At 62.0% G+C, this 15,155-nt stretch carries 12 protein-coding genes; 5 read left to right on the top strand and 7 right to left on the bottom strand.

The features are described 5' to 3' along the window. Positions 1–72 precede the first annotated feature (72 nt). Complete coding sequence (locus tag G5134_RS15840; protein ID WP_065017175.1) at positions 73–1,047, top strand: LysR family transcriptional regulator; 975 nt, start codon at positions 73–75, stop codon at positions 1,045–1,047. Here G5134_RS15840 and trpS read toward each other — a convergent pair. Beyond that, complete coding sequence (gene trpS, locus G5134_RS15835; protein ID WP_065017176.1) at positions 1,026–2,039, bottom strand: tryptophan--tRNA ligase; 1,014 nt, start codon at positions 2,037–2,039, stop codon at positions 1,026–1,028. The genes G5134_RS15840 and trpS overlap by 22 nt on opposite strands. A 191-nt stretch (positions 2,040–2,230) precedes the next feature. Beyond that, the gene (locus G5134_RS15830) at positions 2,231–2,665 is read right to left on the bottom strand and encodes a universal stress protein (RefSeq protein ID WP_010635648.1); all 435 of its coding nucleotides are present in this window, start codon (positions 2,663–2,665) and stop codon (positions 2,231–2,233) included. Between the two features lie 436 nt (positions 2,666–3,101). Between G5134_RS15830 and fabV the strand changes: the two genes are divergently transcribed. Then, positions 3,102–4,289 carry an enoyl-ACP reductase FabV gene (gene fabV / locus G5134_RS15825; protein WP_065017177.1) on the top strand — a complete coding sequence of 396 codons (1,188 nt, stop codon included), beginning with the start codon at positions 3,102–3,104 and terminating at the stop codon, positions 4,287–4,289. 18 nt (positions 4,290–4,307) lie between these two features. Here fabV and G5134_RS15820 read toward each other — a convergent pair whose 3' ends face one another. After that, complete coding sequence (locus tag G5134_RS15820) at positions 4,308–6,098, bottom strand: GGDEF domain-containing protein (protein WP_065017178.1); 1,791 nt, start codon at positions 6,096–6,098, stop codon at positions 4,308–4,310. 209 nt (positions 6,099–6,307) lie between these two features. Between G5134_RS15820 and ftnA the strand changes: the two genes are divergently transcribed. Then, the gene (gene ftnA / locus G5134_RS15815) at positions 6,308–6,832 is read left to right on the top strand and encodes a non-heme ferritin (RefSeq protein WP_005307011.1); all 525 of its coding nucleotides are present in this window, start codon (positions 6,308–6,310) and stop codon (positions 6,830–6,832) included. A gap of 83 nt (positions 6,833–6,915) precedes the next feature. Beyond that, the gene (locus tag G5134_RS15810; protein ID WP_065017192.1) at positions 6,916–8,100 is read left to right on the top strand and encodes an NAD(P)/FAD-dependent oxidoreductase; all 1,185 of its coding nucleotides are present in this window, start codon (positions 6,916–6,918) and stop codon (positions 8,098–8,100) included. 81 nt (positions 8,101–8,181) lie between these two features. Here the strand turns inward: G5134_RS15810 and G5134_RS15805 are convergent, their stop codons facing one another. Beyond that, complete coding sequence (locus G5134_RS15805) at positions 8,182–9,402, bottom strand: MFS transporter (RefSeq protein WP_065017179.1); 1,221 nt, start codon at positions 9,400–9,402, stop codon at positions 8,182–8,184. Positions 9,403–9,677: 275 nt separating this feature from the next. On the opposite strand from G5134_RS15805, the gene leuE reads away from it, so the two are divergent. Further along, a complete protein-coding gene (leuE, locus tag G5134_RS15800; RefSeq protein ID WP_005307001.1) occupies positions 9,678–10,316 on the top strand; it encodes a leucine efflux protein LeuE in 639 nt (212 codons plus the stop codon). Positions 10,317–10,359: 43 nt separating this feature from the next. Here leuE and G5134_RS15795 read toward each other — a convergent pair whose 3' ends face one another. The 3 genes from G5134_RS15795 to G5134_RS15785 are packed head-to-tail and all read right to left on the bottom strand — an operon-like array spanning position 10,360 to position 15,147. After that, complete coding sequence (locus G5134_RS15795; protein WP_065017193.1) at positions 10,360–11,046, bottom strand: fimbria/pilus periplasmic chaperone; 687 nt, start codon at positions 11,044–11,046, stop codon at positions 10,360–10,362. Positions 11,047–11,072: 26 nt separating this feature from the next. Then, on the bottom strand, positions 11,073–12,698 hold the full coding sequence (locus tag G5134_RS15790; RefSeq protein WP_065017180.1) for a hypothetical protein: 1,626 nt from the start codon (positions 12,696–12,698) through the stop codon (positions 11,073–11,075). A gap of 4 nt (positions 12,699–12,702) precedes the next feature. Next, the gene (locus tag G5134_RS15785; protein ID WP_231939757.1) at positions 12,703–15,147 is read right to left on the bottom strand and encodes a fimbrial biogenesis outer membrane usher protein; all 2,445 of its coding nucleotides are present in this window, start codon (positions 15,145–15,147) and stop codon (positions 12,703–12,705) included. Positions 15,148–15,155: the final 8 nt, after the last annotated feature.

The following is a 15,155-nucleotide window of genomic DNA, read 5'->3' as shown; positions in this document are numbered from 1 at the left end:
CGCCTGCGCATTCTATGCAATCTGCTACTATGCCAAAAATGAATTGTCGTCATTCAACCATGGTCAATATCGATGGAACTGCCCCTTTCCCGCCTCGACCTCAACCTGCTCACCGTGTTCGACATGCTGATGCAGGAGCGCAACGTCACCCGTGCCGCCGAGCGGCTGCACCTCTCCCAGTCCACCGTCAGTCATGCGCTGGGGCGGCTGCGAACGGCGCTGGACGACCCCCTGTTCGTGATGAGCCGGCGCGAGATGATGCCGACCGAGCGCGCCAAGGCACTGGCCGGCCCGGTGCGCCAGGCGCTGGCCATGTTGGAGCAGGGGTTGCGGCAGGCCAAGGGGTTCGACCCCGCCAGTGCGCGGCGGATCTTTCGCATCGCCACCCCGGGTTCGGTAGAGCATGGCCTGGTGCCGGCGCTGGTGGAGCGGTTGCACCGGCATGCCCCGCACTGCCGGCTGGAGGTGTGCGAGCTGGCGGACAGCGACTATGAGCGGGAGCTGGAGAAGGGGGAGCTGGATCTGGTGATCGGTTTCGCCGATGCCAACCACCTCTCGCCCCGGCTGTGGCGCGAACCCTGGTTCAACAACCCGCTGGTGTGTCTGTCGCCCCTTGGCAGCGAGCTGCCGGACGTGCTGGGGCCGGACGATCTGGTCAGCCGGCCCCATATCCACACCTCCAGCTGGGGTCACAGCCAGGCCATGGTGGATCTCTGGCTGGCCCGCTTCGGGGTGGAGCGGGAATTGGGTGTCCGGTTACCGAGCTTTATGGCGGTGCCGCCGCTGATGGCCACCGGCCGCTATCTGGTGGTGGTGCCCGAGATGATCGGGCGCCACTTCTGCCGCTACTATCCACTGCGTCTGCACCAGCTGGACCCCGCCATCCCCATCGTCTATCTGATGGCGGGCCACCCGCTCACCGCCCACGACGAGGCGATCGGCTGGTTCAAGGGGCTGTTGCACCGGCTGGCGTTCGAGCGCTACGGCGCGGATGCGCTCGGCAGCCCGGCGCAGCGCGGGGCGGATCAGTTCAATCCGGTGAAGTAGTCGAGCCCCATTGCCCCCTTCACCTCGGCCAGCACCTCGTCGGTCAGGGTGCGCGCCTGCTCGGTACCCTGCTGCAACAGGCGCAGCAGCTGGCGCTTGTCGGCGATGGCCGCCTTGCGCCGTTCCCGCATCGGGGCGAGCAGGGTCTGCAGGCAGTCGTTGAGCACCTGCTTGCAGCGCATGTCCCCCAGCCCGCCGCGCTGGTAGTGGGCCTTCATCTCGGCCACCAGTGCCTTGTCGGGGTGGAAGGCATCCAGATAGGCGAACACCGTATTGCCCTTCACCTGACCCGGATCGCTCACCTTGAGGTGGTTGGGGTCGGTATACATGGCGAACACCGCCTGCTTGATCTCATCGCTCGACATGCCGAGCTCTATGGTGTTGCCGAGGGACTTGGACATCTTGGCCTTGCCGTCGATGCCGGGCAGGCGGCCGGTGTCGCTCAGAATGGGCTGGCACTCGGTCAGCACCTCCTTGCCAACCAGAGAGTTGAAGCGGCGCACTATCTCGTTGGTCTGCTCCAACATGGGCAGCTGATCCTCGCCCACCGGCACATGGGTGGCGCGAAAGGCGGTGATATCGGCGGCCTGGCTGACCGGATAGATCAGGAAGCCGGCCGGCAGGCTGCGCTCGAACCCTTTCTGCTGGATCTCCGCCTTGACGGTGGGGTTGCGCTCCAGCCGGGCGACGCTGACCAGGTTGAGGTAATAGGTCGTCAGCTCGGCAAGGGCGGGCAGGGCGCTCTGCAGGCAGAAGGTGGTTTTGGCCGGGTCGAGGCCGGCGGCCAGGTAGTCGGCCATCACTTCCAGCACGTGATCGGTCACCTTGGCAGGGTTGTGGCCGTTGTCGGTCAGCGCCTGCAGATCGGCGATCATCACGAACTGGCGGTAATGGTGCTGGGCGGCCACGCGCTGGCGCAGCGAGCCGACGTAGTGGCCGATGTGCAGTTTGCCGGTGGGACGGTCGCCGGTCAGGATAACGGGGTTGTGCATGTCGCTCTCTCCAGTTGGGTGAGCCGGGAGGCGACAAAGGGATGAAAACAATGACCGCCTCTCGGCGGTCACGGTGTTTTCTTTGGGAAATTTTACATAGAAAAGCAGTGCCGCCTGTTTAAGAGCAGCACCACCAGTAGTTGTGATTGAACGAGGTCATATTCATGGCAAATCAAACTACGCCTGTTCGGTTACTTCTGCAAGGGGACGACCAGCAGATCGCAGGGCACGGTATTCATCAGCTGGCGCGCACTCGAAGTGAGCAGGCTCCAGAAGCTCTGGCGGTGGCCGCACACCAGCAGGTCGATCTGATAATCCCTGACCGCCTGGTTGACCCGTTCGCTCAAATCGCCGCAGATCACCAGCTTCTTCTCGATGGGGTAGTCTACCGACGCCAGGAAGGCTTCCAGCTTCTCTTTCGCCTCGGCGATCACCTGGTCCTGCACGTTGTCGATGTCGATATCGATCATCTCGGTGTAGAGATCCTTGAGGTCCACATCGACATGGATCACCGACAGCTTGGCGCCGTTGGAGCGGGCCCGGTCGACCGCCTTCTCGATCACCTTGCGGTTGTCTTCCGACAGGTCGATCGCGGCCAGTATGTGTTTGTAATAGGTTCCATTCATGGGAGTTCTCCTCACTGATCCTGAGTCCACTATACCAATGTCTGCTGAAACTAAAATGGTGTCCCCGGCACAGTTTTGGGATTTTAAAGAGTTTCCTATGGAGCTTACTGTCGATGATGGGCAATAAACTGGCGATAAATCGAACAGGAGTTTGAAGCAGGTCACACCCGCTGGCTTGCCCGTAGCCGGTGACAGGCATAGGATGTGCCCGTGTTTCGCAATGAACACAAAACAACAAAAAGCATCTGAATACCGCTTTGGGGAGCCTCGCGCTCCCTTTTGTTTTTCTGCCCTCTTCCCGCCGATATTCCGCCCGACATCAAGGTAATCCTGCCCCGCTTGGTTATGCTGTAGCCAGTTCCCTTGGCAAACCGTGGTGCGCCGCTGCGTCCCATGGCCGTTCCTGTTGTCGTGTTCCTTTCCCGGAGACTCCTTGATGATCATTCATCCGCAAATCCAGGGCTGCGTCGCCCGCAACTGTCACCCCATCGGCTGCCGCGCCGCCGTGCTGCAGCAGATCGCGCGGATCCGGGCGGCGGGCCCGTTCAACGGGCCGAAACGGGTGCTGGTGCTGGGCGCTTCGTCCGGCTTCGGGCTGGCGTCGCGCATCGCCCTGGCCTTCGGGGCCGGTGCCGACACCATTGGCGTGTCGTTCGAGCGCGGCCCCTCCGACAAGGGACTGGGCAGCGCCGGCTGGTACAACAACATCTGGTTTCGCACGGAGGCGGAACAGGCTGGCCGCGTGGCCATCAACCTGATCGGCGACGCTTTCTCAGACCAGATGCGTCAGCAGGCCATCGACGTCATCCGCCAGCAGCTCGGGCAGGTGGATCTGGTGATCTACTCGTTGGCGAGCGGCATCCGGGTACTGCCGGACGGCACCCAGGTGCGCTCCGTGCTCAAGACCACCGGCCAGCCCTTTCGCGGCTGGGGGCTGGATCTGGAACAGGACACACTGGTGCAGCAGTCGCTGGATCCGGCTACCCCGGAGGAGATCCGCGACACCGTCAGCGTGATGGGGGGCGAGGATTGGCAGCTCTGGCTGCAGGCGCTGCAGCAGGCGGATTGCCTGGCGCCCGGCGCCCAGACGGTGGCCTACTCCTATATCGGCCCCGAATCGACCTATCCCCTCTATCGGGACGGCACCATCGGTTACGCCAAGGAGCACCTGCACGCCACCGCCGAGACCATCAACCTGCAGCTGGCGGAGATCGGCGGCCACGCCTGGGTATCGGTCTGCAAGGCGCTGGTGACCAAGGCGAGCGCCTATATTCCGGTGCTGCCTGTCTATCTGGGTCTGCTGATGGGGGTGATGAAGGAGCGTGGGGTGCACGAGGGCTGCATCGAGCAGATGCAGCGGCTGTTCGCCGGCAAGATGTACGGCCCGCAAGGGGTGGTAGCTGACGGCAACCGGCTGATCCGGATGGATGACCACGAGCTCGCCCCGGCCGTGCAGGCCGCCGTCTCGGCGCTCTGGTCCAAGGTGACGCCGGACAACTTCCACGCGCTGGGGGATTTTGCCGGCTTGCGGCAGGACTTCATGCAGCTCAACGGCTTCGAGCTGGTGGGGGTGGACTATGGCGAGCCGGTGGATGTCGCCTCCCTCACCGAGCTGCAGCCCTGAGTCAGGGGAGGCTGTGGCTCAGGCCACGCTGCTGGCCAGCGCCTCCGGTTCTTCGTGGCTGCCAGGCTCCGCGGCCAGTATGGTCTGATTGCGGCCCTGGCGTTTGGCCTGATACATGGCCATGTCGGCCCGGTGGATGAGCTGGCCCAGCCCGTCATCGGCGGCCGAGCGGCCAGCCACCCCGATGCTGATGGTCATGCGCGGCTGTTCGATCTGGCCGATGCGCTGGCGCAGTTGCTCTGCCAGATACCAGCAATCTGCCGCCGGCAGCGGCACCGCTACCAGAAACTCCTCGCCACCCCAGCGCCCGACCAGCTGCAGGTCGGGCGCCCAGGATCTCAGCTCCCGCGCCAGCCGCTGAATAGCCCTGTCCCCCGCCTGATGGCCGTGACGGTCGTTGATCTGCTTGAAGTGATCGATGTCGATGATGATCAGGGTGAGCGGCCCCTCCTGTTGCCAGCGGCTGGCCAGCCGCTCCAGCAGGGCACGGCGATTGGGCAACTCGGTCAGCTGATCGAAGGTGGCCAGCTTGTAGAGGTGGCGTGAGCTGCGGTGCAGTCGATGGGTGGTGAGCCCGAGCAGCAGCAGGGCCCCGGCCAGCAGGCCGACCAGCATCAGCTGGTAGTGGCGGGCACTCTGCTGATGCAGCAGCTGCTGGCGCTTGTTCTCGTTCTCCTGCTGCAGCACCCGGTTGCTGGCCTCGCTGCGGGCCAGATCCATCTCGGCCTGGAAGGCGGCGGCATGCTGGCTCAGGGTCTGGTTGAAGTGCTGCTTGTAGTCGCTCACGTATTCGCTGAGTGCCTGGTAGGCCTCCGGGTAGCGCCCCTGATCCGCCAGCAGGCTGGCCTGCAGCGCCTTGCTGGCGGCTCCCGTGCTCCCCTGGCTGGTCAGCACCTGCAGCGCCAGCTGTTTCTCGCCGCTACCCTGCAGCGCCCGGGCCCGGGTCTCCTGCAGGCGCGTGCCGGCTTCCGGGTAGCCCAGCTGCCGATACAACGCCTGTGCCTCGTCCAGGGTGCGCAGGGCGCCGGCCCAGTCGTGCTGGGCGTTGAGCGCCATGGCCTGATAGCCGAGGATGATGGCTCGGTAATCCGGCGCCAGATCCGGGTTGCTGAGCAGGTTGTCCAGCAGCCGCTTGGCCTGGGTGGGTCGATCGGTATCGATGTAGAGCCGCGCCATGTTGGCGCGAATGATGATCTGGCTGTTGGGCTCGCCCAGCTGCACCATGCGTTGCAGCGCCTCCAGATAGTAGCCTTCGGCTTCCCGCGCCAGGTTCAGGTCGGCATAGAGGTTGCCGAGGGTCATCAGCAGGCGGGCACACTGCAGGCTGGCGATGGGGGAGTCCGGTACCGATTGTTTGAGGCGAAAGGCGGTCTTGAGTTCGGCGATGGCCGGGCTTAGTTGCTGGGTGCGGTAGAGGGCGAGCCCGTTCAGGGCGTGCCACTCCGAGGTCTGCTGCGGATGGCCGGCAACGGCGGGTCTGAGCTGCTCCAGCAGGGTGAGCGCCTGATCCGGCGCCTCGGTGTCCAGGGTGAGGGCGATCTGCTGCAAGCGAAAGTCGAGCAGGCGCAGGGTCTCCTGCTGGGCGCTGGCCAGCCCGCGGGCCCGGGCGTTGTCGAGCAGGGCCTGTGGATAGCGCCCCAGCGCGGCCTGGGCCAGGGACCTGGCGTAGAACAGTTCCATATCCTGCTGGGGACTGGCGTCGAGGCGCTGCAGATAGCCGACGGGATCGCGCGCCGCCTGCAATTCAGCCTCTTTCAGCAAGGAGGGAGCTGCCTGCAACTGGGTCATCCAGAGCAGCGCCAGTGCCATTATGAATCTCATTGAATCCTTTCCCCGACCACTGGCGCCATCATAATGGCTGAATCCGCTTACACCATGTTTCTTTGCTTCTCTATAACCGTATGGGGGATAGGATGAGGCGAAAAGCTGTCACAACTGGGATCTTCGGCCGCGCTATCTGGTTGCGTCGGGCAGCAACTGTGGCGACAATCGTGACCAAATCACAGTGGAGAATCATCATGTTGGCCAAAGCCATGATCGAGAAGTTGAACGAGCAGATTAATCTTGAATTCTATTCCTCCAACCTCTACCTGCAGATGAGCGCCTGGTGCGAGGACAAGGGCTTCGAGGGGGCGGCCACCTTCCTGCGCCAGCACGCCGTCGAGGAGCGTCAGCACATGGAGCGCCTGTTCACCTACGTGAGCGAGACCGGTGCCATGCCGCTGCTGGGTGCCATCGATGCCCCTCCCCACGAGTTCAAGTCGCTGGGCGACATCTTCCGCACCACCCTCGAGCATGAATACCACATCACCAAGTGCATCAACGGCCTGGCTCACGTGGCGTTCACCACCCAGGACTACTCCACCTTCAACTTCCTGCAGTGGTACGTGGCCGAGCAGCATGAAGAGGAGAAGCTGTTCAAGAGCATCGTCGATCGCCTGTCGCTGGTGGGGGAAGACGGCAAGGGCCTCTACTTCATCGACAAGGAGCTGGCCGAGCTGGCCAAGGGCGCCCCGGCCAGCATCATGGATGGCAACGCCTGATAGTCGTGGACACTTAGTGTTCAGCCAGTACAATGACGGCCCCTCTTAACAGGGGCCGTTTTTCTTTGGATGAGTGAGTGATGATGAAGCAGTTTGATGTGGTGGTGATCGGCGCCGGGGCGGCCGGTTTGATGTGTGCGGCCCAGGCCGGTTATCGGGGCCGCTCCGTGCTGGTGCTCGACAATGCCAAGAAGCCGGGCCGCAAGATCCTCATCAGTGGCGGCGGCCGCTGCAACTTCACCAACCATCAGGCCGGCCCCCACGCCTTTCTCTCGGCCAACCCCCACTTCTGCAAGTCGGCGCTGGCGCGCTACACCCAGCAGGATTTCATCGAGCTGGTGGACCGGCACGGCCTGAACTATCACGAGAAGACCCTGGGCCAGCTCTTTTGTGACGAGAGCGCCAAGGAGATCGTCGACATCCTGCTGACCGAGTGCGACTGGGCCGGCGTGGCCCTGCAGTTCCAGACCGAGATCCTCACCGTCAGCAAGAACGACGAGGTTTTCGTGCTGACTACCAGTCAGAGTGAGATAACCTGCCACTCGCTGGTGGTGGCCACCGGCGGCCTCTCCATGCCGAAGCTCGGTGCCACCCCCTACGGCTTCAAGCTGGCGGAGCAGTTCGGCCTCAAGGTGCTGCCGACCCGTGCCGGGCTGGTGCCCTTCACCCTGCATCAGGCAGATAAAGAGGCCTTCGCCGATCTGGCCGGAGTCAGCCTGCCGGTGGCGGTGACCGCCGAGGATGGCACCTGCTTCAAGGAGGCCATGCTGTTCACCCATCGCGGCCTCTCCGGCCCCGCCATCCTGCAGATCTCCTCCTTCTGGCTGGCGGGGGAGAAGATCCACATCAACCTGCTGCCGGAGCTCGACATTGCTACCACCCTCAAGGCCTGGGCCCAGGCCCATCCGGCGCAGGAGCTGAAAACCGTGCTGGGGCGCGAGCTGCCCAAGCGCTTCGTCGACAAGCTGGTGGAGTTGGGCCAGCTGGTCAGCAAGCCGATGCGCCAGTACAACGAACGGGAGCTGGAGGCGGTAGCCACTCTGCTGGGGGATTGGCAGATCCTGCCCAACGGCACCGAGGGTTATCGCACCGCCGAAGTGACCCTGGGGGGGGTGGATACCAACGAGCTCTCCTCCAAGACCATGGAGGCGCGCAAGGTAGCCGGTCTCTACTTCATCGGCGAGGTGGTGGACGTGACCGGTTGGCTCGGTGGCTACAACTTCCAGTGGGCCTGGTCCTCCGGTTGGGTAGCCGGCCAGTACTGCTGACCACCCCTTGCTCTCATCCACGTCAGACGCGGCCGCTCAGGCCTCGTTTTTTATGGGTTACATTCCTCGCGGGGTGGCCCGCTATCCCTTTCTAAGGGTTGGCAAGAACACGGTCAGCAGGCCGATGAGCGGCAGATAGGCGCAGACCTGGTACACAGTCTCGATGCTGGTGGCATCGGCGAGCTGACCGAGCAGAGCCGCCCCTATGCCCCCCATGCCGAAGGCGATACCGAAGAACAGGCCTGAGATGGTGCCAACCTTGCCGGGAACCAGCTCCTGGGCGTAGACCAGGATGGCGGAGAAGGCCGAGGCCAGGATCAGGCCGATGATGACCGAGAGCACCGAGGTCCAGAACAGGTCGACATGGGGCAGCAGCAGGGTGAAGGGGGCGACGCCGAGGATGGAGATCCAGATCACCCGCTTGCGGCCGATGCGATCGCCGATTGGCCCGCCGAGCACGGTACCCGCCGCGACCGCAAACAGGAAGGCGAACAGATAGAGCTGGGCGCTGTCCAGCGACAGGCTGAACTTGTCCATCAGGTAGAAGGTGTAATAGCTGCTCAGGCTGGCCATGTAGAAGAATTTGGAGAACATCAGCAGGCCGAGGATGGCCAGCGACCAGCCGATCTGACGGCGGCTCAGACCGTGGCCGAGGTGCGCCTTCATCCGTTTATGGAAGTTGGCGGCGTGGTGGCTGGACCAGCGCCCGACCAGGCTGAGCACGATGACGCCGACCAGGGCGAACAGCGAGAACCAGGCCGCGCTGCCCTGGCCCCGTGGCACTATGATCAGCGCGGCGAGCAGCGGGCCTATGGCCGACCCCAGGTTGCCGCCGATCTGGAACAGCGACTGGGCCAGCCCGGGCTGACTGCCGGCTGCCATGCGGGCGACCCGGGAAGATTCCGGGTGGAACACCGACGAGCCGATACCGATCAGCATGGCCGACAGCAGCACGGCGCCGAAGCTGGCCGCCTGCGACAACGACAGCAAGCCGATCATCGTAAAACCCATGCCGAACGGCAATGAATAGGGCATGGGCCGGCGGTCGGTGTAGAGGCCGATCAGCGGCTGCAACAGCGAGCCGGTGAACTGGTAGGTGAGGGTGATGAGGCCGATCTGGGCGAACGACAGGTTGAGGCCGAGCTTGAGCAGCGGATAGATGGCCAGCAACACCGACTGCATCATGTCGTTCAACAGGTGCGAGAAGCTGATGGCGGCGATCACCGGATAGCTGGTGCGACTCAAGGCATCGTGCGCGGCAGCAGCGGCGAGTGGCTGATCGGTACTGAGGCTCTTTTCCATGAGGGCGGGTTCTGTGAGTCTGGATATGGCTTAACATGCCTGATCCCGATGCGTCTGGACACCACAAAGTGGTGAGTGCGGGGATGGGTTGCCCAGAGACGAACGGATCATTGCTCGGTGCTTGTGCTCGGCGGGCGGAGGATTAGTATAGAAACCTCGTCGTCGCATTCTGCGGGTCGCCACCCGCCATGGAGAGATCATGTTCGAGAGCCTGGGAGTCATCAACGTCTGGATCTGCCTGAGCGGGCTCTTTTCCAAGTCCAGAGGGGCGCGCCATGTTTGAGAGCCTGGGTGTCATCAATGTCTGGACCTATCTGGTCGGGCTCTTCTTCATCATCATAGCGCCGGGGCCCAACTCGATTTATGTGCTGCGCACCGGGGCTAGCCGCGGCGTCGGCCCGGGCTACCAGGCTGCCCTCGGGGTCTTCGTCGGCGACGCCATCCTGATCTTTTGCGCCTATCTGGGCATCGCCTCCCTCATTCGCACCACCCCCTTGCTGTTCACCCTGGTGCGCTATCTCGGCGCCCTCTATCTGCTCTACCTCGGGGTGAAGATCCTGCACGCCAACTTTATCGCCAGGCGGGAAGGGCAGGCGTCCGTGGTCGAGCACGGCGAGCGCTACTTCTCCAAGGCGCTTACTTTAAGTCTCACCAACCCCAAGGCGATCCTGTTCTACGTCTCCTTCTTCGTGCAGTTCGTCGACTTCAACTATGCCCACACCTGGCTCTCCTACCTGGTGCTGGCGAGCATGCTGGAGGCCATGAGCTTCGTCTATCTGACCCTGCTGATCTTCGGCGGTACCCTGATGGCCCGCTTCTTTGCGCGCAAGGTACGCCTCGCCAGACTCGGTAACGGCCTCATCGGTCTATTCTTCATGGGTTTCGCCGCCCGGCTGGCCACGTTGTCATCCTGATGGTGAGGACATTGCCCAAGTCCGGGAGCCTGGTTGCTGGTGACTAATCCGGCCAACAGTCCTTGCCAACCCGCACAAAGCGGGATTGATGCACGATCAGCTTCTGGTTGCCTGGCTGACGGATCTTGGGGTTGTGATAGGTTTCGCCGGGTAGCAGATATTTGTTGTCGGCCAGGTTATCGGGCTGGTCACACCCTTGCTTCACCATGAATTCAAAGAAGCTGTTGCCGGTATTGGTGATGCTGCCCGTCATCTGATCGAGGCGGTATGCGAACTGTTCCTGGCGTGGTCTTACCACCAGGATGGACTGCAACGCTATGGTCATCTCGACCGAGCTGCGCTTGCCTGGGTGATCGGGTGTACCGGCCTGTGCCACCGGCACTTCGGTGAAAACGACCCTGTAGTAGCGCTCCTGCCGATCGCCTGGCCCCTTGTAATAGAGTTTGACGTGCTGCCGCTGGTCGGGATGCAACACAAACCGCTTGGGGGCGAACAACAATTCGCCTGGGGCCATGGGCAGCATGGCCTCGTCCGCTGTCGGACTGGTGATGCGATACGCCGCGAGCTCGTAGAGCTTGGGTGTGCTGGCGTTGTTGGTGACGGTGCGGGAGATGAACTCTTCATCGTGCTCCATGATGGCGGTCATGGGGCCTATGTCGATGGCCCATGCCTGGGGGCCGGCAAGCAGCAGAGCCGTCAGCAGAGTCAAATTGCGCGCCAGGTTTTTCATCATTGTCCTGAGATCCATGTTGATTGCTAACGCCAGCTGCCCTTGATGGTCAGGGTGCCGCTCTGGTGCCGTTCTCCTTCCCACATGCTGCCCTCCGTGGTTTGTGCCGCCCTTGGATCGGTCAGATCAAAGTCCAGCTTGAGCAGATAGAAGCGGGTAATACCGGGGTTCCCGTTGGGATCTACCCAATTGTGGGCCGGCTGGCTGTCCTTGATGGCGAGTGTCCTGATATTGACCGGCACCCGGTCACAGCCGATGGGATGGCGGTAATTGGCGCCATAGCGGGTGGAGTCGAACACCAGCCTGGCGGGAATAGGCACGGCACTCTCGGGTTCCTGGTCATCGGCCGGGTAGAAGGTGCAGTATCCCTGATAAGGAGTTCCCTTGTCCTGGGCCAGGATCATCTCCAGCACGTCGGCCGAGACAGGGCCGCTGTCCGAGATATTGTATTGGAACGACAGCACATCTTTGCCTATCTGTCCCTCACGATAGGGATTGGTGATCCCTTCGGACGAGAGGATGGAAACGCTGAAGTGGCGTGGCTTGATGATGATTTCCGTGGTGCCGCTGAACTCGTAATAGCCGCTTTCAGGGGCATGGGCATTGCGCATATTGAAGTTGATCAGATCCCGGGTCAGCCGATCCTGCAAACCCAGCCGTACGACCTGCTTGAAGAAGTTACCCGAGAGAAACAGGGAGACGGATTGCTGGTTCTTCAGATAGCGAGCCGTGTAGTCATAGCCATTCCAGGCCCAGTTGGTCATGTTGGCGGTGACTTGCACATCGGTGGCCGAGATGGCTGACTTGAGGCTTGCATCCTTGATATTGGTAAACAGATAGATGGGGTCGAAAGTCTGGCTGCCATCTTCGATGAAGGAGTAATCGAGGAAGCGGCACAACACGCCGCTGACGTTATTCAGCACATAGTTCTCGCAGCCGCGGGAGCCCGGCAGTACATAGGGATTGCCGTTGCTGTCGACGGTCACTTCGCTGATGGCGTTGGTCTGGGTGAACTTGATATGACCCGCCTTCTTGTGTTCAATCTTGCGAACATACCAGTAGCCACTTGCCTGATCCTTGCAGCGCGCCCCCGTGGCTGCGTTGAAGCTGACCAGGGTGGCGCACAGGTTCATTTCACGCAGCAGTCTGCTGCCGACCGGCATGCTTCTCAGGTAGTCGAAGAAACTGGCACTCAGCTTGGCATGGCCCCAACCCGCTGCCGCGCCCAGCAGGCCGTAGAAGCCCTTGCCATCGACGACGGCAGGTTTGTTGACAGCCTCGGCCGTGTTGGGATCGCAGCGGGTGTAGCTCATGATGCAGCGCTGGTTGATGTAGGGCTGGTTGATGGGCCCCTCTTCCCACATGTCGACGTTCCAGTTGTTGATGTCGGTGTTATAGCCGTTGTCAACATAGGCCAGGCTGACTTGGCGGGTGCCCTTGAGGGAGGTCCAGGCGTTGGCTCCGCTGAGGCGGGGATCGAGGGCATCGGTCGGGGCGACAAACAGGTTGCTGTCTTCCTGGTTTTCGATAAACAGAAAATTGCGTAGCGGCGCATCGCCCCAGACGGTCTTGGAGACGGCGGCCTGGGTGCCGACACTGGCGAGCATGCTGCCGATAAAGCAGGCCGCGATAACTATTTTCGTCATTTTCATGCCATCAACCTCTCACCATGGCGTAAGTGGGCAGGCCGCGACAGATCACATCACCTACCCAGGCGGCGCCGCTCTGCTGGGCCAGATCAAGCTCTGCCTCACAGAATTCGTTGCCATGCTTGAAGCTCAATACCGGATTGGCCTTGTCCACATCCAGTGAAAACTCGCCGGTCTCATTGGTCACCGTGGTGCCGATATGGTTGTCGATCCTGGCGTTGGCGATCACGCTGCCATCCTCGGCACGTATGATGCCAAAGACGGTGACCATCTCCTTGACCGAGCGGGTTGCATCCAGCGTAGCCACGTTGCCGGGAAACAGGGTATAGCGCTGCTTGCCGGTGTTGATGTCATAGCTGTCTTTGGTCGTCTTGCTGTTGAGCAGTTCCACTTCGTACTCCTGAAAGGGGGAGAGGGCGACAAAGGTCTTGCTGCCTTCGAGCGAGTACTCCTGGCCGTTGATCTTGGCGAGCATCTTGCCTTCCTTGCCGATGCCGGTATCGATCAGCAGACCTGAGCCGGAGCGGTTCTGGCTGGAAGCCAGAATTTCATCCCCTGTGGTGATGACAGCACCGCGTGCAATCAGGTTGCCGTTCACATCGCCACCCTGACTGCGACCCAGGGTGAGGGTGCCGCCCGTCATGCTGCTTTCGAAGCCAAGGGTGCCCGAGAGGGCCAGGTCATTGTGCTCTGCACCATTGATGACTTTGGCTCCGTTGAGTGTTGCCGTATTGATGAAGCCTTCCATCCGTTTCTGATAGCTGAGGTTGGCCGTGGTGTGCCCCTCTTCGTTGCTGCTCATGCCCAGACTGAACAGGTTGTCGAACGGGATCGAGTAGTCCAGGGTCAGGCTCTTGTTGTTGAACCCGCTCAGGGTTGCGCTGCTGCTCTGCAGGCTGGTGCGCAGCGACAACTGGCCATAACGGCCGGAATAGAGGCTCTGGTAATAATCGATATAGCTGCGGTCGCTCCCCTGCTCACGATCGTGCGTGGTGTTGAACGAGAGGTTGCCCAGCTTGTCATGCCAGCCGCTCAGGTTGATGCTGATGCCGGCGGTATAGAGATCCAGGGCTGCCGTGGTCAGCTTGTTGCCCGTGTCGAGCTTCTCCTGACTGAGCCAGAACGAGACGTTGTCATGTACCTGCGCCGTCACGCCGGACGAGAGCCGCCAGGAGGTGTCCGAGGCCAGCATGCCCTGCAGCTGGGTGCTGATTCTGTCGGTCAGTTGCCAGCTGGCCTGGCTCTCGCTGACCAAGGCATCCTTGAAGCCATAGCCGGTCAGGGTCAGGTTGGTAGTCTCGAAGGTGCGAGCCAGCGACAGCCCCAGCAGGGGAGAGCGGGTACCATCCTGACTGGCCTCCATCAGGCCGCCCCAGGATTGCCAGCCCCACTCCTTATCGAAGCCCAGGCTGCTGTTGAGTTTGGTGACGCGCTGAGTGCTGGACTCCGTCAGGCGCCCGTCGATGTGGATCTCGACCGTGACGCTGTAGGAACCGTGGGGGAAACGGCTGGTATCGATCCGGTGGTTGCCGATCGAGAAATTCTGCAGGCCGATCAGTTTGCCATCCCGATAGACCCGGACCTCGCCCGCCGAGGGCATGAAGACCTGGATCGGGGTGGTGGATTCGCTTTCGTTGACGGTGCGTGAGCGGGCCTGGTTGCCGTAAGAGATCCCGTAGATCCGGCCAGCATTCAGGGCGGATACGCCCCCCAGCGTCTGGAGATCCCAGGTCGACACCATGCCGGTCGCAAAGCGGCGATCTTCGATATCCCGCTCATACATGGCGCGATAGAGGGAGCCGCTCTGGTTCGTTTCCCCCAGGTTGTAGAGAGAACCATCAAGGTCCAGATGGTGTTCACTGTACCCCACCAGGCTGTTCAACTGGGCGAAGTTGGTGCTGGAGCTGCCCGCCTGACGGCTGTTGGCAAAGGAGTAGCCCAGGTTGTAGCGATTGACGCTGGTCAACGCTGCAACGGAGGGCGTCAGGCTGGTCTTGGTCGTGCTGACGCGTTTCTCGCCAAAGGCGGCCTTGGTGACCTGTATGGTCAGCAGCATGGCGATCAGGTCCAGCTGCAGGCTGGCGCTGTCGTTGATGACCAGGCGGCCGTCGCTGGAGAAGGTACGCAGCTGGTTCTGTTGCAGCAGATCCACCAGCTCCTGGCGCAGGGCCACATCGCTCTGGCCCTGGTTGAAATCCAGATTGAGCAGATGCAGTGCACCGTCCCGCAGGATCAGTGTGGCGTTGCCGATGGACTCCTCGGTGGTGGTGTCGAGTGCCAGTGCCTGATCCTGGTACTGCAGTCTGACCGGTACGGCAATGCCTTCTGCCAGTGCGTTGGCAAAGCTGGCAGGAATGATGACGTTGGCAATCTTCAGTGGCGCTGAGGCGCTGGCCGACGCTGACATCGCGATCAGCAGTGAGGCTGGCAACAGGCAGGCTTTTTTCAACATATCACGCA

This window comes from Aeromonas sp. 600276, from assembly GCF_049175815.1.
In the GTDB taxonomy this organism is placed as follows: Bacteria; Pseudomonadota; Gammaproteobacteria; order Enterobacterales; family Aeromonadaceae; genus Aeromonas; species Aeromonas dhakensis.
This window is presented reverse-complemented; position numbering and strand designations above follow the sequence as displayed.

Coding starts and splice junctions, on each gene's coding strand:
- G5134_RS15840 (WP_065017175.1), top strand. CDS start 73: ATGGAACTGCCCCTTTCCCGCCTCGACCTCAACCTGCTCACCGTGTTC.
- trpS (WP_065017176.1), bottom strand. CDS start 2,039: ATGCACAACCCCGTTATCCTGACCGGCGACCGTCCCACCGGCAAACTG.
- G5134_RS15830 (WP_010635648.1), bottom strand. CDS start 2,665: ATGAATGGAACCTATTACAAACACATACTGGCCGCGATCGACCTGTCG.
- fabV (WP_065017177.1), top strand. CDS start 3,102: ATGATCATTCATCCGCAAATCCAGGGCTGCGTCGCCCGCAACTGTCAC.
- G5134_RS15820 (WP_065017178.1), bottom strand. CDS start 6,098: ATGGCACTGGCGCTGCTCTGGATGACCCAGTTGCAGGCAGCTCCCTCC.
- ftnA (WP_005307011.1), top strand. CDS start 6,308: ATGTTGGCCAAAGCCATGATCGAGAAGTTGAACGAGCAGATTAATCTT.
- G5134_RS15810 (WP_065017192.1), top strand. CDS start 6,916: ATGAAGCAGTTTGATGTGGTGGTGATCGGCGCCGGGGCGGCCGGTTTG.
- G5134_RS15805 (WP_065017179.1), bottom strand. CDS start 9,402: ATGGAAAAGAGCCTCAGTACCGATCAGCCACTCGCCGCTGCTGCCGCG.
- leuE (WP_005307001.1), top strand. CDS start 9,678: ATGTTTGAGAGCCTGGGTGTCATCAATGTCTGGACCTATCTGGTCGGG.
- G5134_RS15795 (WP_065017193.1), bottom strand. CDS start 11,046: ATGAAAAACCTGGCGCGCAATTTGACTCTGCTGACGGCTCTGCTGCTT.
- G5134_RS15790 (WP_065017180.1), bottom strand. CDS start 12,698: ATGAAAATGACGAAAATAGTTATCGCGGCCTGCTTTATCGGCAGCATG.
- G5134_RS15785 (WP_231939757.1), bottom strand. CDS start 15,147: ATGTTGAAAAAAGCCTGCCTGTTGCCAGCCTCACTGCTGATCGCGATG.